The 20,009-nt window shown below is 38.6% G+C and carries 14 protein-coding genes; 9 read left to right on the top strand and 5 right to left on the bottom strand.

Features of this window, described 5'->3' with window-relative positions; all coding sequences use genetic code 11:
- Positions 1-468 precede the first annotated feature (468 nt).
- The gene (locus AC3WV0_RS06275) at positions 469-879 is read left to right on the top strand and encodes a hypothetical protein (protein WP_488844954.1); all 411 of its coding nucleotides are present in this window, start codon (positions 469-471) and stop codon (positions 877-879) included.
- Positions 880-1,071: 192 nt separating this feature from the next.
- Here AC3WV0_RS06275 and AC3WV0_RS06270 read toward each other — a convergent pair whose 3' ends face one another.
- Positions 1,072-1,548, bottom strand: a complete 477-nt coding sequence (locus AC3WV0_RS06270) for a thermonuclease family protein (protein ID WP_488844952.1) — start codon at positions 1,546-1,548, stop codon at positions 1,072-1,074.
- A gap of 395 nt (positions 1,549-1,943) precedes the next feature.
- Here AC3WV0_RS06270 and AC3WV0_RS06265 point away from each other — a divergent pair, with 395 nt between their 5' ends.
- From AC3WV0_RS06265 to pyk, 5 genes are read left to right on the top strand one after another with little or no spacing between them, the layout of a single operon-like run.
- A complete protein-coding gene (locus AC3WV0_RS06265) occupies positions 1,944-2,183 on the top strand; it encodes an acyl carrier protein (protein ID WP_002976354.1) in 240 nt (79 codons plus the stop codon).
- 34 nt (positions 2,184-2,217) lie between these two features.
- Positions 2,218-3,462, top strand: coding sequence for a beta-ketoacyl-ACP synthase II (gene fabF / locus AC3WV0_RS06260; protein ID WP_089998344.1), 1,245 nt, complete (start codon positions 2,218-2,220; stop codon positions 3,460-3,462).
- A 9-nt stretch (positions 3,463-3,471) separates the two neighbouring features.
- Positions 3,472-4,233: a ribonuclease III gene (rnc, locus tag AC3WV0_RS06255; RefSeq protein ID WP_312899941.1), complete on the top strand. Its 762-nt coding sequence runs from the start codon at positions 3,472-3,474 to the stop codon at positions 4,231-4,233.
- Complete coding sequence (locus AC3WV0_RS06250) at positions 4,211-4,684, top strand: IPExxxVDY family protein (protein ID WP_488844949.1); 474 nt, start codon at positions 4,211-4,213, stop codon at positions 4,682-4,684. The genes rnc and AC3WV0_RS06250 overlap by 23 nt, the downstream gene beginning before the upstream one ends.
- The gene (gene pyk, locus AC3WV0_RS06245) at positions 4,677-6,122 is read left to right on the top strand and encodes a pyruvate kinase (protein ID WP_488844947.1); all 1,446 of its coding nucleotides are present in this window, start codon (positions 4,677-4,679) and stop codon (positions 6,120-6,122) included. Before AC3WV0_RS06250 ends, pyk begins: the two co-directional genes overlap by 8 nt.
- Before the next feature lie 70 nt (positions 6,123-6,192).
- Here pyk and AC3WV0_RS06240 read toward each other — a convergent pair whose 3' ends face one another.
- From AC3WV0_RS06240 to hutI, 3 genes are all read right to left on the bottom strand, one after another.
- Positions 6,193-7,488: an NAD-dependent succinate-semialdehyde dehydrogenase gene (locus AC3WV0_RS06240; RefSeq protein WP_488844945.1), complete on the bottom strand. Its 1,296-nt coding sequence runs from the start codon at positions 7,486-7,488 to the stop codon at positions 6,193-6,195.
- 121 nt (positions 7,489-7,609) lie between these two features.
- A complete protein-coding gene (hutG, locus tag AC3WV0_RS06235; protein WP_488844943.1) occupies positions 7,610-8,533 on the bottom strand; it encodes a formimidoylglutamase in 924 nt (307 codons plus the stop codon).
- A gap of 136 nt (positions 8,534-8,669) precedes the next feature.
- The gene (hutI, locus tag AC3WV0_RS06230; protein ID WP_488844941.1) at positions 8,670-9,896 is read right to left on the bottom strand and encodes an imidazolonepropionase; all 1,227 of its coding nucleotides are present in this window, start codon (positions 9,894-9,896) and stop codon (positions 8,670-8,672) included.
- Between the two features lie 299 nt (positions 9,897-10,195).
- On the opposite strand from hutI, the gene ruvB reads away from it, so the two are divergent.
- From ruvB to coaE, 3 genes are all read left to right on the top strand, one after another.
- The gene (ruvB, locus tag AC3WV0_RS06225; RefSeq protein ID WP_089998353.1) at positions 10,196-11,218 is read left to right on the top strand and encodes a Holliday junction branch migration DNA helicase RuvB; all 1,023 of its coding nucleotides are present in this window, start codon (positions 10,196-10,198) and stop codon (positions 11,216-11,218) included.
- A gap of 138 nt (positions 11,219-11,356) precedes the next feature.
- Positions 11,357-12,223: an MBL fold metallo-hydrolase gene (locus AC3WV0_RS06220; RefSeq protein ID WP_488844939.1), complete on the top strand. Its 867-nt coding sequence runs from the start codon at positions 11,357-11,359 to the stop codon at positions 12,221-12,223.
- Positions 12,224-12,233: 10 nt separating this feature from the next.
- On the top strand, positions 12,234-12,872 hold the full coding sequence (gene coaE, locus AC3WV0_RS06215) for a dephospho-CoA kinase (protein ID WP_488845358.1): 639 nt from the start codon (positions 12,234-12,236) through the stop codon (positions 12,870-12,872).
- A gap of 442 nt (positions 12,873-13,314) precedes the next feature.
- Here coaE and AC3WV0_RS06210 read toward each other — a convergent pair whose 3' ends face one another.
- Positions 13,315-19,752, bottom strand: a complete 6,438-nt coding sequence (locus AC3WV0_RS06210) for a GEVED domain-containing protein (protein WP_488844937.1) — start codon at positions 19,750-19,752, stop codon at positions 13,315-13,317.
- Positions 19,753-20,009: the final 257 nt, after the last annotated feature.

The raw sequence follows: 20,009 nt of genomic DNA, 5'->3' as shown, positions 1-20,009 counted from the left end.
AGTAATAGATAATAATTAACCCGTTGTGCATTTTGAAAAATTTTGATAGTAGCCTCGTCACTCAGATTATTTTTTCGTAATAAAGTAGTCGAGAATGAAATCTATCTTCAAAATTATAAACCTTTCGATACGCTTTTTTCAAAAATCTACTCAAAGTGAGGATAATGAATCAAAATGCACAACGGGGGTAATAATTATTATTTGTAGCAAAATCTATATAAAAGCATTCATTGTAATGTAAATCCGGTTTGAAAATTAGCACAAATAATTCTAAATCCTGCATTTTTATGGTTATTTTATAAAAATAACAAAGAATCGAAGAAAACAACAATCACAAAATTATAATTATTTGACCTATTGCTACCCTACCGTACAAACACCTAATCCTCCAATTGGTTATTTACACGCTATTGCGGATGATATTTTCTGCGTTACTTTGGAATACAAAACAACTAAAAACAAAACATCATGGAAGCAAACACAAGCTACAACGCAAATTCTACAGGACAATTACAATTAGGAGGAGGTGCTCAGTTCTGGGTATACCTTTCCCCGCAAAATGACACTGCCAAAATGATCGGACAGTGGAGAGTAACGTTTTCACAAGGAAACTGGAAAGACATGATTTCCAGCGAAGATCCGACCAAGCAGCTTCAGACACCTAACCTTTCTGGGCTTTTTGATATTAAAGTGGAATTATTAAGCGGTTCTACCGGAACATGGAGAGAAATCCCGGCTCAGGAAGGAAGCAGAAACCAGATCGGGTGCAACTCCAACTGCGCCTCTATGGTAGGAATCGTGGCCGACAGCACCAATCCGGCTCCGGGAGCGATCAATGCGCACTTCTGGACAACATGGGATGCGATGTGCAAAGCATAAATCCTGCTAATCCAAAAAATATAATTACCACCACCGGAATATTGGTGGAATGATTTATCAACTTGATGAGACTGTTTCAAGAGTGTCATTCTGAATGCAATACAATAAAGTGAATAATCTAAAGGATTACTTTGAAGATTCTTCGTTCATCAGAATGACAAATCCAATGATTTGGACTTGAAACAGTCTTATCTATTTTTTCTTATTCTTTTTATTTTTCCTGAATTCCCATGGAGCTATTGCTTTTGTATCACTCCACAAACCCAGTTTCTTCTGTTTTGCTTCATCCTGGAGTTTTTGCAGTTCCGGATTTTTAGACGCTTTAAAATACCACCAACCGAATCCCGCTTTCACAATTTCCCTTGATAAATATTTATCGCCGTCATAGAAAACGCCGGCAATACTTCTTCCGTACCGGTCCTTCCCTACTTTGTAAATAACAACAGTTTTACCAAAAACCTGCCCCGAGGTAAACTGTTTAGCATTATTCCCGAAAGCCTGACCATTTTCCGGACAGTCAACTTCTGCAAGCCTCACTGTCTGCTCCGTTTTATCAGATAATAAGACTACAACTGTATCACCGTCTTTTATCTTAATGACTTTCCCTCTGATTTGTGCTAACAGGGTCATAGAAAACGAAAGGAGTATGCCGCAAATAATCTTTTTCATTAAATTACAATAAATAAGGGTGTATTAAAATTCTGAACAAAAATAATCATCATGCTATTTGAATTAGCAAATATAAATAACACAATCTGTTAAATTTCTGAACTAATAATATAGGTCATATCAAATTTTAAATATCGACGTATCAACTCAATATTTTCTTTTTTTAAATAAATATATAAACTATTAACAGTCACACCGCAAAGGCTTATAAAATTCGAAAAAATCAATAAGTTTAATCCCGAAAAATCAATAAAATCTAAACCTCTGAAAACTAAAATACTAAACAGCAACACGACAAAATACATACCTATGAGCCACAAAAAACATTAAAAAAATGTTTTATCGTAAAGAATTTTATATATTTGCACCATCTAACAATTAAAAAAAAATTTACTATGTCAGACATTGCATCAAGAGTAAAAGCTATCATCGCTGATAAGCTTGACGTTGAAGAAACAGAAGTAACTCCGGAAGCTAGCTTCACTAATGATTTGGGAGCAGATTCATTGGATACAGTTGAACTTATCATGGAGTTTGAAAAAGAATTCAACATTCAAATCCCTGATGATCAGGCTGAAAAAATTACTACTGTAGGACACGCTATCGCTTATATCGAAGAAGTAGTAAATAAATAATATTCTTCAACAAAAAAGAAATTAAACAAAGTTTATGGAATTAAAAAGAGTAGTTGTAACCGGTTTTGGAGCAATAACACCGATTGGAAATAATGCAAAAGAATACTGGGAAAATCTTGTGAAAGGTGAGAGCGGTGCCGCTCCGATTACTCTTTTTGATGCCACAAACTTCAAAACAAGGTTTGCTTGTGAAGTAAAAAATTTCGATCCGCTGCAGTATTTCGATAAGAAAGAAGCAAAAAAGATGGATAGAAATACTCAGCTTGGGCTGGTAGCTGCAAGAGAAGCAGTAGAACACTCAAGAATCATTGAAGACAGCGTAGATAAAAACAGAGTCGGAGTGATTTGGGGCTCCGGAATCGGAGGTCTCGAAACTTTTGAAACTGAAGTTTTAGGTTGGGCCAATACGGACATCCCGAGATTCAACCCTTTCTTTATTCCTAAAATGATCGCTGATATCACACCAGGACACATTTCTATTGAATACGGTTTTCATGGACCAAACTACACAACCGTCTCAGCGTGTGCATCTTCAGCAAATGCTATAATTGATTCCAAAATGCTGATCCAGCTTGGAAAAGCAGATGTGATTGTATGCGGTGGCTCTGAAGCAGCCGTTACAGCAAGTGGTGTCGGTGGATTCAATGCAATGATGGCTCTTTCTACAAGAAACGACGATCCTAAAACCGCTTCAAGACCTTTTGACAAAGACAGAGATGGGTTTGTATTGGGTGAAGGCGCAGGGTGTATCATTCTTGAAGAATATGAGCATGCCGTAAAGCGTGGAGCAACAATTTATGCAGAATTAAAAGGCGGAGGTCTGAGTGCAGATGCACATCATATGACCGCACCGCATCCTGAAGGCTTAGGAGCTTACCTGGTAATGAAGAACTGCCTGGAAGATGCAGGACTTACTGCTGATGAAGTAGATCATATCAATATGCACGGTACATCTACTCCATTAGGAGATATCGCAGAATCCAATGCCATTTCAAAATTATTGGGAGAGCATGCGTTCGACATTCAGATTAATTCTACAAAATCAATGACAGGCCATCTTTTGGGTGCTGCGGGTGTTATTGAGGCTATTGCTGCGTTGGGAACAATTATTCATGGTATTGTTCCTCCAACCATCAACCATTTTACTGATGATGAAAATATCGACAGCAGACTGAATTTTACATTTAATGAGGCTGCGAAGAAGGATGTAAAAGTAGCCATGAGTAATACTTTTGGGTTTGGTGGGCACAACGCTTGCGTTCTATTTAAGAAAATCTAAATTTACTGAATGGAGTTACAGAAATACTTTTCTAAATTCCTTCTCAAAAAAAGAAAAAGAAAATTAACGGAGAGAGATTACTTTCTCAGTACTGAACTTAATAAAATTCTCGGTACTGAGGTGCAAAATGTTGCGCTGTACCGTGAAGCTTTTTCTCTGAAAAATTCTTCTAAAAATAAAGACAGCAATTACGAAAGGCTTGAGTTTTTAGGAGATTCTGTTTTGGGTACAATCATTTCATGTCACTTGTTTCAAACTTATCCTCAGGCGAATGAAGGATATCTGACGCAAATGAAATCCAAGATTGTAAATAGGAAAAATCTTAATAAATTAGGAGAAGATCTTAAACTGACCGATCTTTTGCAAAAACAGACCTCTGTGGCATTAGGTGAAAATATCTCCGGAAATTTATTTGAAGCTTTAATTGGCGCCGTTTATCTGGATTTTCAGTATGAAATCTGCAGAAAGATTATTTTGGACAGGCTGCTCACGCCAACCGAAATGAATAAGCTGGAAAATAAAATTGTAAGCTACAAAGGTCTTCTGCTCGAATGGAGCCAAAAGAAAAAATTAAATATAAAGTACGAAACCTGTGAAGAAATACAGGTGAACAGGTCGATTGTCTTTCGGTGTCATGTCTGGCTCGGAGACGAAAAAATCGCCAACGCTACGGAAACCTCCAAAAAAAAGGCGGAAGAAAAAGCAGCGCAGAGAGCATTTTATATTTTAAACAAAAAAGAAAACATACTTGGAAATTCAAAAGCTTTATGATCTTGACGATATAGAATTTGAAGATGTTACCATAGGATTGGTAAGATTGGCCAAAAATGTACCCGATCATGAGTTTTTCTATAATGTAAATCAAAGAAACGATCTTAATTTTAAAAGGATTGATGATCTCATCTATCACGGGTCTTATTATGACTATTTTTTTCCTCGATTTGAGGCTTATCACAAATTTACCAAGACATGTTTTAGGTTTATTTCAAACCGGTCTTCGGAAAGTAAACAAAAAAAAATACAAACTGAGCTCTTCTCAGGAGAAGAAAACATTAAATTTTTATTAAATAATCAGGTAGAAGTACAATATATTTTGCATAGTTCGGAACAGTTTCCTGATTTTTCCGTAATTTTGCTCCCTGAAAATCTTGTATTTCCCATTCAAGATTACACATTAGGTTCTGAAGAAGAACTTTATCAAATTATCCAGTATTATGAATAAGTATTTAAAGAAGACAAAAATTATCGCAACACTTGGGCCGGCGTCATCGTCGAAAGAAGTAATGTTAGGGTTAATGAGAGCAGGTGTTGATGTTTTTAGAATAAATTTCTCACACGCAGATTACGACTTAGTTCGTTCAAATATCGAAATCATCAGAGAACTCAATAAAGAGTACGGGTTCTCTGTTGGAATTTTAGGGGATTTACAGGGCCCTAAATTAAGGGTAGGTGTTGTAAAGGAAGGCTCTTACCTTAATCCTGGCGATATCCTTACCTTCACCAATGAAAAAATAGAAGGTGATTCTACCAAAGTATACATGACTTACCAACAATTTCCTCAGGATGTAAAAGTTGGCGAAAGAATCCTCATTGATGATGGTAAATTGGTTTTAGAAGTTACAGAAACAAATGAACTTGATACGGTAAAGGCAAAAACAATTCAAGGGGGACCTCTAAGTTCTAAAAAAGGAGTAAACCTTCCAAATACGAATGTTTCTCTTCCCGCTTTAACGGAAAAAGACATTCAGGATGCCAACTTTATGCTTGATCAGGAAGTGGACTGGATCGCACTTTCTTTCGTTCGTCATGCACAGGATATTATTGATTTGAAAGAACTGATCTCCAAGCATCCGAACGGAAAATTCAAAACGCCGATTATTGCGAAAATTGAAAAGCCGGAAGGTGTAAAAAATATCGATGAAATTTTATTGGAATGTGACGGACTGATGGTTGCCAGAGGAGATCTGGGAGTGGAAGTTCCTATGGAAGAGGTTCCTGCTATCCAGAAAACACTGGTAGAAAAAGCAAGATTTTATTCCAAGCCTGTGATCATTGCAACGCAGATGATGGAAACGATGATCAACAGTTTAACACCAACAAGAGCAGAAGTAAATGATGTAGCCAACTCTGTATTGGACGGGGCTGATGCCGTAATGCTTTCCGGGGAAACTTCAGTGGGAAGGTATCCGGTACAGGTAGTTGAAAACATGGCGAAGATCGTAAAGAATATTGAAACCACACACTTCTATCAGCATAGAAATGAGCCCATCGAAAAGGACTTCAATTGTATCGATGAAAGATTCATTACAAACAGAGTTTGTCTTGCAGCCGTAAGAATTGCAAAAACAACTAATGTTTCTGCAATCGTTACTTTAACAAGTTCTGGCTATACAGCATTCCAGCTTTCAGCGCACAGACCCAATTCTCACATTATTGTTTACAGCGGAAATAAGAGAGTTATTACAATGCTGAACCTGCTTTGGGGAGTTCACGCTTATTATTATGATATGAAGAAATCTACTGATGAAACGATTATCCAGGTAAATATGCTTACCCACAACTATGGATACATCGAGGCAGGAGATTTTGTAATTAACATCAATGCGACTCCATCATATGAAGGTGGTAAAACAAATACATTACGATTAACTACAGTTTAATTTAAACAGTTAGTATAAAAGCAAAACTCCCGGATTATCGGGAGTTTTGCTTTTTTTAAATAATTACGGTTTATTCATTTCCAACAACAGTCTTTGCGGTTACAAACTCTCTTAAAGCCAGCAATGAAAGCTCCGTTCCGTATCCTGAGGTCTTTGTGCCTCCAAAAGGAAAACGAGGGTCAGAACTCGTCATTCTGTTGATATTGACTGTTCCGGATTCTAGATTTTCAATAAAAAATAATTGACGGTCCTTATCTTGTGTCCAAACAGAATTTGAAAGGCCAAAAGGAATATTATTAGCGAGCTGTAAAGCTTCTTCATCATTCTTAGCAATCATGACCATCCCTAAAGGCCCGAAAAGCTCTTCCTGTAAAATCGGATTACCTTCTTCTACCCGAATCAGTCCCGGATTAAATTCATTATCAGAAATTCTTTCTAAAGGAAGTATAATTTCAGCGCCGTTTTCCAAGGCTTTCTGAAACTGTTTTTCCAGATCATCTGCAAGATCCGGTCTTGCCATTCCTGCGATTTTTGTTTCCTTGTCCATAGGATCCGCAGGGATAAACTTTTTATACTCTTCAATAAATTTCGGAAGAAAAGTATCTTCTATTTTTTCATCAATGATAAATCGTTTTGCCGCTACACAAGTCTGTCCGCAATTCTGAAGTCTCGCCAATGCACCCACTTTAGCTGCTTCATCCAGATCTGCATCATCCAGTACAATGAATGCATCACTTCCGCCAAGCTCCAATAAAGACTTCTTGATATTTTGACCGGCAATAGAAGCAACTTCTGCACCTGCTTTTTCGCTTCCCGTAAGGCTCACTCCGGAAATTGTTTTATGTTCAAGAACTTCCTTCACATCTTGGTGTCCGATTTCCAGATTCTGAAAAACGCCTTCAGGAAAGCCCGCTTCAAGAAATATTTTTTCAATTGCATTTCCGCTGCCGAAGCAGATAGAAGCATGTTTAAGTACAACCGTATTTCCCGCTAAAATAGCAGGAACAGCAAATCTCAAGACCTGCCAGAAAGGAAAATTCCAGGGCATAACTCCTAAGATAACGCCTTTTGGAACATAATGTATTTCGGAATAAGAATATTCAGATTTTATTTTTTCAGGCTTTAAAATATTTTCCGCATCAGCATAATAGTTCATCATTAATGCACATTTTTCCACCTCAGCAATCGCCTGCGAAATCGGTTTATTCATTTCCGAAGTAATGATTGTTCCAAATTCTTCAGAACGTGTCTTCAAAATTTCAGCTGCCTTGGCAATGAGTTTTTGCCTGTGTTCGAATGGTATTTTCTTCCATTCTGAAAATGCCTTATCTGCACTGATAAGTTTATTTTCAATTGATTGTTCCATAATATAGTCTCTGTTTTAAATTCAAAACTGAATTTAATTATTGCTTAAAAAGTATCATGAAAGGAACAAAATGTGTTCCTTAGGATTATATAAAATAATGATTTTCTCTATCAAATTGATGCTAAATCATAAACCATTCGTTAACCAGTGTCGCAGCAAGCCTTGCCGTTCTGTCCTGAATATCATAGGAAGGGTTGACTTCTGCCACATCAAGTGCCAAAAGCTTTTCATTCTTTAAAATATGTCTGTAAAAATGCATAAATGGTACATCGGCAAAAATACCATTGTACGCAGAAGCGGAAACTCCAGGCGCGATAGAGGCGTTAAAAACATCCATGCATATCGTAAGATAAAGGTAATCTACAGTTTCAGCTAAATCATTAATTCTCTGGTAAATCGATGGGAGATTTTCAAAGAAGATTTCATCTGCCAATATATACTTCATTCCGTATTGGTGGGCAGTGTCAAATAATTTCAAGGTATTTGAATTTCTCTGAATACCAATATGAAGAGAATTGATCGGTCCATCCTGAGCGATTTGCCAGAAACCAGTTCCTGAACTGGGTCCTACTCCAATTTCGGGTTGCCTGTTATCGAAATGAGCGTCAATATTGATAATCCCGATTTTCTGTTCAGGAAAAGCTGTTTTCAGACCAAGATAATGTGCATAAGTAACTTCATGCCCTCCCCCTAAAACAACAGATCTTCCATTTTTGAGCAATACTTTCGATACATTTTTAGCCAGATTATTCTGTGCTTCTTCCAGGTTACCATCTTCACAGGTAATGTTTCCAAAATCGAGCAGTGTAAAATCGGGACGGATCACCGGAAAGTTGGACATATTTTTTCTGATCACATCAGGAGCATCCTTTGCGCCTTCCCTGCCTTTATTCCTTTTAACCCCTTCATCTACAGCAAATCCATGTAAAACGAAATCCTTAGTTGAAATAAGATCATAGTTGTTTTCTTCTTTTACTCTCTGAAATATCCTGTGGAAAAGCAGCTCTTCTCCGTCTAATCTTCCCTGCCAAATATTGTTATTCATAAATTTAATTTGTGTGTGTGGTTTTTAGTTGTCATGCTGTAAGCATTTCAACCAGTATATTAAAAGATGATTAGGAAACTCTAAATTGAGATTATCCTTCTTCTTTATCAATTCAAGTTTTTATCGCTTTTAAAGTTTAATGTTTTAATTTTCCTTCAATATAAACATTCTCCGCTTTCAAACTTCCCTGATGATAAAGCACATTCTGGAAATTATCAGTTTTGAATGTTACGAAATCAGCTTTCAAACCGGCTACCAGTTTTCCTCTATCTTCCAGCCCAAGTGCAAATGCTGAGCGGAAAGTAATTCCTGCCAAAACTTCTGCGGTTGTCAGTTTTTCAAAGGTTGCCAAAATTGATGCCTGGGTAATAAGATTCCCCATCGGTGCCGAACCAGGATTCCAGTCACTTGCAATTGCCAGGATAGCTCCTGCGTCCAATAGTTTTCTTGCCGGACTGAACTTCTCACCTAATCCTAAACTCGCTCCGGGTAATGCTGTAGCAACCGTTTCAGAGTGCGCGATAAATTCAATATCTTCATCAACAGTAGCTTCCAAATGATCTGCAGATTTTGCCCCGACCTCTACCGCAATCCTGGAACTTCCCGGAGTGAATTGGTCCGCATGTACTGTAATATCAAAACCTAGTTTTTTAGTTTCAAGCAGAAAAGCTTTACTTTCTTCAGGCTGAAATGCTGATTTTTCAATGAAAATATCAACTCGCTTCGCCAGGTTTTCTTCTTTTACTTTTGGTAAGATCTTATTTAAAACATATTGCAAATATTCTTCATTGCTTCCTTCAAAATCCCTTGGTTTTAGATGTGTAGAAAGACAGGTAGGAACCAACGTTACAGCAGTCTGCTGCTGTGCCTTTTGAATCGTCCGCAACATCTTCAGTTCATTTTCGACATCCAATCCATAGCCGCTTTTTACTTCTATGGTTGTAATTCCGAGAGATATTAGAAAATCAATTCTCTCCAATAATGTTTTTAATAAATCTTCTTCAGACGCATTTCTCGTATGCTGTACAGAGCTCCATATTCCGCCACCGCTTTCAGCAATTTCGAGATAGGTCTTTCCGGCATTACGCATAGCAAAATCATTCGCCCGATTACCGCCGAAACAGATATGGGTATGTGAATCTGTAAAAGCCGGAAGCACAATTTGTACGCCTTCAATTTCTTCGATTTCTATATTTTGATGGTCAGATTTTAAAGTTTCAAAATTTCCGACCTGCTGTATTTTTCCATTATTTACTAAGATTCCGCCATCAGTAATGACTTCGAGCTTCTCATCGGATATTTTTCCTCTTAAAGGAAGGTTGGCAAGGGTTACAATTTGCCTGAAAGGACCTATTAGTTTCATGTATTAAGGTTAAGGTTGAGGTAAAAACTTTGCAAAATTTAGATGCTTTCAGCATGACAAAATTGTGCGGAATGTTTGTCATTCCTTAGGAATCTAAGCAAATTTTCAAACATCAGAGCAAACATTGATTTTTCAATTTTTATTTCTCTTCCAAAAATACTCAAAATAAATCAATCTTATAAATCATAACCTTTCCCGCCTACAACTTCCCTCAACCTCAACCTTAACCTTAAATCTCAACATCACTCTTTAATCGTAACCTCAATTTCCTTATCTTTACGGTAAATGAAATTGAATTAATGCCAGACTTTTTACATCCAGATAAAGATAATTATTCCCGTGAAGAGCTAGCACAGGAAGAACAGATCCGTCCCCAGAGTTTCAGGGATTTCGCAGGACAGAGAAAGACGCTTGAAAATCTTGAGGTCTTTGTAACGGCTGCCAAAAAGCGTGGCGGTGCACTTGATCATGTTTTACTGCATGGTCCGCCGGGACTTGGTAAAACGACCCTGGCCAATATCATCGCCAATGAACTCGGCGTAAACTGCAAAATTACGTCTGGTCCGGTGCTGGATAAGCCCGGAAGCCTTGCCGGATTGCTCACGAACCTTGAGGAAAACGACGTACTGTTTATTGATGAAATTCACCGCCTGTCTCCCGTTGTGGAAGAGTATCTGTATTCTGCGATGGAAGATTACAAAATTGACATTATGCTCGAAACAGGACCTAATGCCCGGAGTGTGCAGATCGGTTTAAATCCATTCACCCTGGTAGGGGCAACCACCCGCAGCGGAATGCTGACCAAGCCAATGCTGGCGCGATTCGGAATACAGAGCAGACTGGAATATTATACGATTGAACTTTTATCAATGATCATTCAAAGAAGCTCAAGGGTTCTAGGGGTAAGGATTTATGAAGATGCAGCGATTGAAATTGCCCGCAGAAGTCGGGGAACCCCAAGAATTGCGAATGCTCTGCTGAGAAGGGTTCGTGATTTTGCTGAAATAAAAGGAAACGGTGAAATTGAGATTAACATTACCAAATATGCGCTTGATTCTTTAAATGTAGATGAATTCGGACTGGATGAAATGGACAATAAGATCATGCGTGTAATGATTGAAAATTTCAAAGGTAAACCTGTAGGAATTTCGGCGCTGGCCACCTCTATCGGGGAAAATCCGGAAACACTGGAAGAGGTCTATGAGCCTTTTCTGATTCAGGAAGGATTTATTATCAGAACGCCGAGAGGACGTGAAGTGACAGACAAAGCGTATAAGCATTTAAACATTTCAAGACCGAAAAATCCGGGAGAACTATTCTGAGATCAGTGATGACAATGGGTTTCAGTATCAGAAGCAGTAAAATTTTATTTAAATAATTTTTAAAGCTGCTTTGAAAATCTTATTTTTTCAGTGATAAAAACTATTGAAAATAAACAACATTATAAATCTTAATATTATATGAAATTATATCCAATACAGTGCGGAAAATTTAAACTGGATGGCGGTGCCATGTTTGGAGTCGTCCCGAAGAGTCTGTGGGAAAAGACCAATCCTGCAGACGAAAGAAACCTGATTGAGCTGGGAACGAGATCCCTGCTTGTAGAAGACGGAAAGAAACTCATCCTGATCGATTGCGGACTGGGAGATAAGCAGGACGAAAAGTTCTTCAGCCACTATTCGCTTTGGGGAGACGATACTTTAGATAAAAATTTAAAGAAATACGGTTTTGTGAAAGAAGACATCACTGATGTTTTCCTTACGCATCTTCACTTTGATCATTGCGGAGGAGCCATTGAATGGAATGATAACCGTACCGGTTACCGACCGGCTTTTAAGAACGCACAGTTCTGGACTAATGAAAACCACTGGCAATGGGCAACAGAACCTAACGCCCGGGAAAAAGCCAGCTTTTTAAAAGAAAACATCATCCCGATCCAGGAAAGTGGTCAGCTCAACTTCCTCCCTCTTCCTACTACAGGAAATTACGGCTTTGCCCCGGATCTTAAAATGGATGTCATCTTCGTTGACGGGCATACAGAAAAACAGATGCTCCCTGTCATTCAATATCAGGAAAAAACAGTTGTTTTTGCAGCAGACCTTATTCCTACCGCAGGACACATCAATCAGGTATATGTCATGGGATACGATACCAGACCGCTGCTTACGTTAGAAGAAAAAGGAAAATTCTTAAAGCAATGTGTAGACAATGAATACCTGCTGTTCTTTGAACATGATGCTCATCATGAACTGGCGAGTCTCAAGATGACAGAAAAAGGAGTAAGACTTGATGAGACGTTTAGTTTTAATGATGTTTTCGGATATTGATTTGAACTATATGGAAGAATTACATTCAGAAACCCAGCAGGCAGCTGAGCCGGAACCATTATCATCACCAAAAATAATCGGTCTTACAGGCGGAATAGGCTCCGGGAAAACAACCGTTGCAAGATTTATTGAGGAATTCGGATTTCCTGTTTATTATTCTGATGAAAGAGCTAAGGAGATCGTCAATGACAACGAAGATCTGAAGGCAAAGATCAAACAACTTCTAGGCGAAGAAGCATACGATGAAAATGGATTGTATGACAGAAAATTTGTAGCGGATAAAGTTTTTAATAACAAAGACCTTCTTGAGCAATTGAACCAGGTCATTCATCCTGCTGTACGAATTGATTTTGACGATTGGGTAAAAAGACAGACAAAATATCTGGTCTTTAAAGAGACTGCTTTACTGTTTGAGCTTAAACTCAATAAAGAATGTTATAAATCTATCCTGGTAACTGCCGAGGATAACATCAGAATTAAACGGGTCATGGACAGAGACGGCAAAACGTACCGGGAAGTACAGTCCATTATGGAAAAACAAATGCCCGAAAAGGACAAGATAAAACTTGCAGACTGCATTATCTATAATAATACAAATCTTGAAGATCTGAAAGAGCATACCGAAAAGGTCGTCTTTGATATCGAATAAATTAAACTCGCTGACGTTTCAGCGAGTTTTTTATTTCTGAGAATGTTGGAATTTTTTTTACTTCCTCTGAGTAATAATAAGCATTAAGTTTTTAAACTATTGAAATCTAATTAGGCTGATTGTTTCAAATGAGAACATATGTGCTTTAGAACAAATTATAATAGGTTTTGGCTAAAGCCAAGCTTCTTATCCTTATGTGAATGGGCTAAAGCCCATTTCTATTGATATTATATGTTGGTTTATTAAAATCCGGTATTAACTCTACTTCCCTACGGTAACAGTCTACTTCCCTTTGGTAACGCTGCACTTCCCTTTGGTAACAGTCTACATCCCTTAGGTATGATATTCGGGAATTGCTTTATTAAATCATTACTGAAATATATAAACAAAACAGGCCCTCAAAACTGAGAGCCTGTAAGATGATTAATAGTTAAATGATTTATTATTCTTTAATAAATTTCTTTTGAACGGAGATATCATTTCCATCCTGAATATCGATGATGTAAACACCATTTATCAGTGTATGAACATCAATCTTGTTGTTCAGGATAATTCCGTTTGACACTAACTGTCCTGCTGCATTGTAGATCTTATAATTCGCTTTTTTGCTGATATTTTTCACATACAATACTGTGCTTACCGGGTTAGGATAGATTAAAATATCCGTCTGGTTGACAGGGTTAGGAACAATCGGTTTAGATATTCTCACGGTATAATCTTCTACCTCACCATCAGGGAAGCTGTTACAGTTTACCGGGATTGCATCTTTCGCTAATGCAACTCTCATGACTACATATTTGTAATCTGTCAAGCTGATGAAAGCATCCGCAGGTACGGTAAACGTTCCGCTTGCAGTATCATCTGCATTTGGAGCAACAGCCATGATTCTTTCGTTGATATCGAAATAACCGTTTCGGTTGAAATCGATCCAGACAGCTACCCCAGCCTCTGTATTACCGGAAAGCTTTTTGTCAATAATAATCTGGTTGTTTGAAGACCCCTGGATTAATTCTATAAACTTCAACTGATCACCTGTAAAGTCTGTATAGCTGGATGCAGCAGAAGTATTCTCCATAACAGGTTTATTATTCGGCTTCACCGTAACTTTTGAAATATATGCAGAGCCCGACGATGCAGATGACATCTGACAATACATCACAGTAGGTGTAGTGAAGAAGTACGGAAGGGTATAAGTACCCGGTGTACCGCTACATACGTTGGCAACCTGTAATTCGTATTGTGTCAACTCCAATAATCCTGTCAGTGTAAGGGTATTCGTGTTTGAAGTAACTGTTGTCCAGCTCGGAATACCAACTTTTCTATATCTCAGGATATATGTTGCTCCAGGGAATGGATCCCAAACCACAACAGCTGTCGTAGGTGTAAGATTAGTGATCGTTAATCCCGGAGGAGGTAATTCACACGTTCTTTCAGTAGTAAACACTTTAGGGTTAGACCATGCATTTACTGTTGTTTCACCATTACAGATATTGGCTACCTGTACTTCATATGTTGTATATGGACTTAATCCCTGAATCGTGTATGTATTCAACGGAGGTGTTGTAACATTTACAGTTGTCCACGTTGTACTTCCCACGACTCTGTATCTTACTACATAGGTAGCACTCGGTACTACCGGAGCCCAGGTTACTACTGCAGAGTTTGTGGTTACAGTACCTATTGTTACATTCGGAGGTGTAGGATCACATCTTGTGGTAAATGTCTGAACCGATGTGAATGTGCCAGGGGTAGTTCCGCAGCTTGATGCGATCTGTACCTCGTAGGTTGTTGCAGGCGTTAAGCCTGTTAAAGCCAACGGTGGGTTACCTGTTAATGTTGAAGCTACCACTTCTGTCCATGTAGTTGTACCTGCCACTCTGTATCTCACAATAAATGTAAGACTTCCTGTAGGTACAGTCCAGGTGATATTAGCAGACGTATGCGTAATTGTATTGAATGCTAAGTTTGTTGGTGTAGTATTCGAGCATGGTCTTAATTTCACGGCATAATCTTCAACTTCTCCATTTACGGCATTCTGACACATCACAGGAGCACTTGAACGCTTCAGCACCACTCTCATGGTTGTTGTTAAAGCTCCGCTATATGCATTTGAAGGCACATCGAACAAGGCCGTTACAGGGCTGGTTGTGCTTGCTGCAGAAGCCATAATTTGTTCTGATGTTTCGAAAACTCCGTTTCTGTTGAAATCAATCCAAGCAGATACAGCATCATTTTGCGTTGCTCCTTTTGCTACTGAGATCTTATTACCAACAGACCCTATTTCCAGATTGATTAATGTAGCCGGCGTTGTGTAGCTTATATAGTTCGTCTGAACAGAGGTATTACTCATTGGAGGAATACCAGGGTTTACTGACGTTACAGTTACATTAGAAATAAAATCTGTTGTTCCCGTACCGGTCATATTACAGTAGGTAATCGGTGTAGTCGTAAACGGTACAGAAGAAGACCAAGGCCCCTGAGTTCCGCCACATATTGTTGCTACCTGTACTTCATAGGCTGTTTGTTCTGTAAGACCTGTAATGTTATAGGTGTTTCCTGTAATTGGTCCAGGAGAAACATTCCATGCTCCGACAGGGTTTGTTGTTCTCCATCTAACAAGATAGGTAGCGCCTGTAGAAGATATCCATGATACTGTGGCTGTAGTAGCCGCAATATTCGTTATGGTAATACCGGTAGGAGCTGCTGTAGTACATGGCTGAATATCTACGAATTTCACCTGATAATCTTCAACTTCTCCGTTACTTGTAAGTGGTGAACACGCGTCGTCAGGTGTAAGATAATACACAATGACACGCATTTTCACTTTATTTGTTCCTGCATATGCTCCTGCCGGAACCGAGAATGTCGCTGTAACCGGCGTTGTTGATGAATAACCAAGATTCATGATTCTCTCACCTCCCGGAGTCGTTGACGGGTTATTGTTAAATATTCCATCTCCGTTAAAATCTATCCACGCATAGGTAGAATAAGTGCTCGACAATATTGTTCTTCCTACAGAAAGTACGTTATTGGTTGAGTTTCGGGCTAATGTGATAATTTTAGTAGCATCATTAGAATAATCTGTATATGTACTAGGACCTGAGTTATTAGACATCATCGGCGTAGCCGTACCAGTCACTTTAACATTATTGATGTAACCATCACTAACAGTAGCTGTACCTGAATTACAATAAGATATTGCCGGAGTTGTAAAGTTCACTGAACTTGACCACGCTCCTGTAGTACCACAAATAGTTGCTACCTGTACTTCATACGTTGTACCTCCATTAAGGTTTGTGATCGGATACGGGCTTGTTGCAGCTGCAATAGTTGTCCAGGCACCTGTACCTGTTCTATATCTTAATGTATAAGTAGCCCCAGTAGCACCTATCCAGGAAACTAATGCTGAAGAAGCTGTAACATTTGTAACAACGATAGGAGAAGGCGGTGCAGTAGTACAAGGTGCAAGATCAATAATTTTCACTGCATAATCTTCAATTTCTCCGTTTGAAATTGGTGCACAAGGATTTGTGATGGTACTTGTAGAGAATATAACTCTCATTCTCATCGTAAGCGGCCCATTATAAGATGTCGCAGGAACCGTGAAAGTAGCACTGATAGGTGTAGTAGTACTTGTTCCCGAGCTTATTACTCTTTCGTTTGTTTCAAAAATACCGTTTCTGTTAAAATCAATCCATGCTCCTACTGCTAATGACGTGCTAAATGAAAGCCATGACTTAGATACAGAAATAGTGTTGTTGGTTGTGTTACGAACTAATGTAATTAGTTTAGCAGGATCTGAAGAATAGTTTGTATAAGTATCCGCTCCTGAGTTATTGCTCATAACATACGAACTGGTAGGAGTAACTGTTACATTAGAGATATAACCATTGGTATTATTGCCTGAAGTAATCGTACAATAAGTAACCTGTGGTGTTGTAAACTCATAAGGAGCGGTAAATGTTCCTGTAGTTCCCGAACACACATAAGCTACCTGCACTTCATAAGAAGCCTGTTCTGATAATCCATTAATGGTATAAGAATTTGATGTCAACGGAACAGTCGTCCATGTTGTAGAGCCTAATGGTCTGTACTGTAATATATATGTTGCTCCTACAGCAGGATCCCACATTACATAAGCAGATGTTGCTGTAAGGTTGGTCACTGTAAGGTTCAACGGAGCATTACTTGTACATGCTATTGGCTGAATTAATTTTACAGCATAATCTTCAACCTCTCCATAGGTAAAACTTGTACACATCGTAGGAGAATTAAAGAACTGCATTGCCACTCTCATTCTTGTAGTAGCAGGACCATTATAAGCCCCCGCAGGAACAGCGAAAGTAGCCGTAACCGGAGTTGTGGTATTTGCCGGAGAGTTCATTACCTGCTCTGAAGCTTCAAAGGTACCGTTTCTGTTAAAGTCAATCCAAACACCTACTCCTTCACTGAATGTACTTCCTGTCCAGAATTTTGTTACAGATACTGTGTTGGATGCAGATCCGATAACAAGATTTATCAAAGCACTTGGTGTGGTTGTATAATCTGTATAAGTAGATCCGGTTGAGTTATTACTCATTACCGCTGCACCAGTTGGTGTTACCGTAACATTAGAAATATATTCATCACTAAAGTTACTGGAGGTCATTGTACAATAGTTAAGTCCTAACGTTGTAAAGTTGGTAGAAGCAGAGAAAGGTCCCTGAACACCATTACAAACTGTAGACACCTGTACTTCATACTGAACACCGTCGCTTAAACCTGTAAGATTTACAGAGTTGGATACAGATGGAACAGTAATCCATGTTGTACTTCCTACCGGACGATACTGAACCACGTATGTTGAATTTGCTGTAGCTGTCCATGCAACTGTAGCTGTCGTTTGTGTAATTGCAGATACTGTGATACCCGTTGGAGCAGCACCTGTACAACTCGTTAAATTAGCTACTGTAGCACTTCCTATTGCATAAAAGACATTGCCGATTGAGCTTACTCTTATTTTAACATTACCTCCTAAGGTAAGACCGTTAAGGGTTAAAGACTCATTCCCGTCATTCGCAGTAGAAGCAGATGCTACCGTCCACGTTGCTCCGTTATCGGTTGTATAATCGATTTTTACATTCGCTACATTATACGGCGCTGCAGTTGTATTAACAACATCCCATGTAACAGAAGTTGGTCCGTTATTATACGCAGTCGTAGTGGTTACTTTAAAAGGTCCGTCATTTCCTACAACAATCTGCTGATTGGCAAACTGCGATTGCTGTTGTGTAGGAACAGGATTATTATCTCTAACTGTTACTCTGAAATTGGTAGTTCTGGCAACAGTAGAAACAGACTCCCATCCATTATTGGAATTATTTAAAACACCTGCTAAAACTGATGATAATTTAGGGAAATATCTGGTAGGGCTCGTCGTCGGATTGAATGATCTGAACGTAGCACCACTAGCAGTGGTTCCCAGGTTGTTTTTATTGATGGTAACGTTGGCATTATCTACTTCTTCCCAGCAATAGGTCATTGGGTCATTCTCAGCATCCGTTGCAGAAGCTGTTAGAACGAATGCCGTACCTTTAGGGATACTATAAGTAGTTAATGGACTGATTACCGGTGGATTATTAGTGATCGTTGTTTCAACATCACATGTCTTATTGTTGAGGTTATTCTGAACCTGGGTAATGCTTACGGCATGGAAATAAGGATCAGAATGAGCCTGAACGTCAGTATTTGCTCCTGTGATACCTGCATATCCCATAATCGTAGATCCTGAGCCCGGCTCTACATTTACGCCTGAAGGTTCCAGACCATGAGAGAATGTATGATTTGCACCTAACTGATGTCCTATTTCATGGGCGACATAATCTATATCAAAATTATCTCCCTGTGGAATACCATCAGCCGGAGAAGTATATCCTGAACCTTTTTGAGTGGCATTGTTATTAGCAGGGTCAACGCATACGCAACCTATACATCCTGCATTTCCACCACCACCTGAAGCACCGAACAAATGCCCGATATCATAGTTGGCATTTCCCACATTGGCTGTAAGTGTTTGTTGCAACTGAAGATTCCAGTTGTTCATTTGTGCAGCCGGAGAATAAGGATCTGACGCAGGATCAGTATATATTACCCCCGGAAAGTTCTGTAAATTCAGATGTAATGCAAAGTCTTTTTCAAATACACCGTTTACTCTGGTTAAAGTAGCGTTGATAGCAGTTAAAGCATTAGCCACAGTACCACCAAAGTATTGAGTGTATTCTCCTGTTACCGACATTGCCAATCTCATCGTTCTGTATTTTTTATCAGAAGACTTTGCAAAATCGGTTGGTTGATTGTTGAAGGATTTTCCAGCTTTGTAAAGCTTATCGATTTCCTGTTTTGTCAGCAGGTCTTCGTTCATCGAGCAAAGGAAACCTTCGTTACTTTTATCAGTTTTTGGGTGCACACCGTAAACTGTTTTGCCCTTATCGGCAGGCTCTATAAATTCAGACACCCCGTTTTTGATAATCATCGACTGAAAATCATCCGGAGCCAAGCTAAATCTAAGATACTTGCCGGGATCATCAATTCCGACCCCCACATAAGATCCCAGCTGATATTGATCTGCCAATTCTTTTACAACCACCGGGAAGCTGTAAACGGCAAATTTTTCAATTTTCCCTTCCAAAGTTGGCAAAAAAATAGTGACGGGTTTTGCATTTTTCCCCGTTTCCTGAGCTTTTGCCAATTGAGACTTTAGTAAAGAAATGTCCAGAGTGTAATAGCTCTTAATATCTGAGCCTGCTCTTGTTTTTTCTCCCCTGAATGTCGTGGGATTCCATTGTGCACTGGTAATCGCAAACAAAAAGAGGAAAAAGAAAGAAGTAAAATTTTTCTTCATAACTTTCTCAATATTATATTAATTATACAAATCTAAACATTTTTTATTATTAATTTAAAAATATAAACAATTATTTCATACAAATCTCACAACAAATTAATTAAACCTTTCAAAAAAGGATGAACATAAGCTATTTATACGCCACATAATTTAAATTTATCTTATTTTTTTGCTAATAATAATTTGGAGACTGTATTATTTCCACATTTATAACACAAAAAAATCCTCAGGTTTCCCCGAGGATTTATAATTATTTA

It is taken from the genome of Chryseobacterium sp. 27AL (assembly GCF_057815395.1).
Note: the sequence above shows the minus strand (reverse complement) of the source record. Positions and strands in the feature narration are given on the sequence as shown.

Bases quoted from the DNA above. Each gene is read 5' to 3' on its own strand.
- AC3WV0_RS06275 (WP_488844954.1), top strand. From the start codon at position 469: ATGGAAGCAAACACAAGCTACAACGCAAATTCTACAGGACAATTACAA.
- AC3WV0_RS06270 (WP_488844952.1), bottom strand. From the start codon at position 1,548: ATGAAAAAGATTATTTGCGGCATACTCCTTTCGTTTTCTATGACCCTG.
- AC3WV0_RS06265 (WP_002976354.1), top strand. From the start codon at position 1,944: ATGTCAGACATTGCATCAAGAGTAAAAGCTATCATCGCTGATAAGCTT.
- fabF (WP_089998344.1), top strand. From the start codon at position 2,218: ATGGAATTAAAAAGAGTAGTTGTAACCGGTTTTGGAGCAATAACACCG.
- rnc (WP_312899941.1), top strand. From the start codon at position 3,472: ATGGAGTTACAGAAATACTTTTCTAAATTCCTTCTCAAAAAAAGAAAA.
- pyk (WP_488844947.1), top strand. From the start codon at position 4,677: ATGAATAAGTATTTAAAGAAGACAAAAATTATCGCAACACTTGGGCCG.
- AC3WV0_RS06240 (WP_488844945.1), bottom strand. From the start codon at position 7,488: ATGGAACAATCAATTGAAAATAAACTTATCAGTGCAGATAAGGCATTT.
- hutG (WP_488844943.1), bottom strand. From the start codon at position 8,533: ATGAATAACAATATTTGGCAGGGAAGATTAGACGGAGAAGAGCTGCTT.
- hutI (WP_488844941.1), bottom strand. From the start codon at position 9,896: ATGAAACTAATAGGTCCTTTCAGGCAAATTGTAACCCTTGCCAACCTT.
- ruvB (WP_089998353.1), top strand. From the start codon at position 10,196: ATGCCAGACTTTTTACATCCAGATAAAGATAATTATTCCCGTGAAGAG.
- AC3WV0_RS06220 (WP_488844939.1), top strand. From the start codon at position 11,357: ATGAAATTATATCCAATACAGTGCGGAAAATTTAAACTGGATGGCGGT.
- coaE (WP_488845358.1), top strand. From the start codon at position 12,234: ATGGAAGAATTACATTCAGAAACCCAGCAGGCAGCTGAGCCGGAACCA.
- AC3WV0_RS06210 (WP_488844937.1), bottom strand. From the start codon at position 19,752: ATGAAGAAAAATTTTACTTCTTTCTTTTTCCTCTTTTTGTTTGCGATT.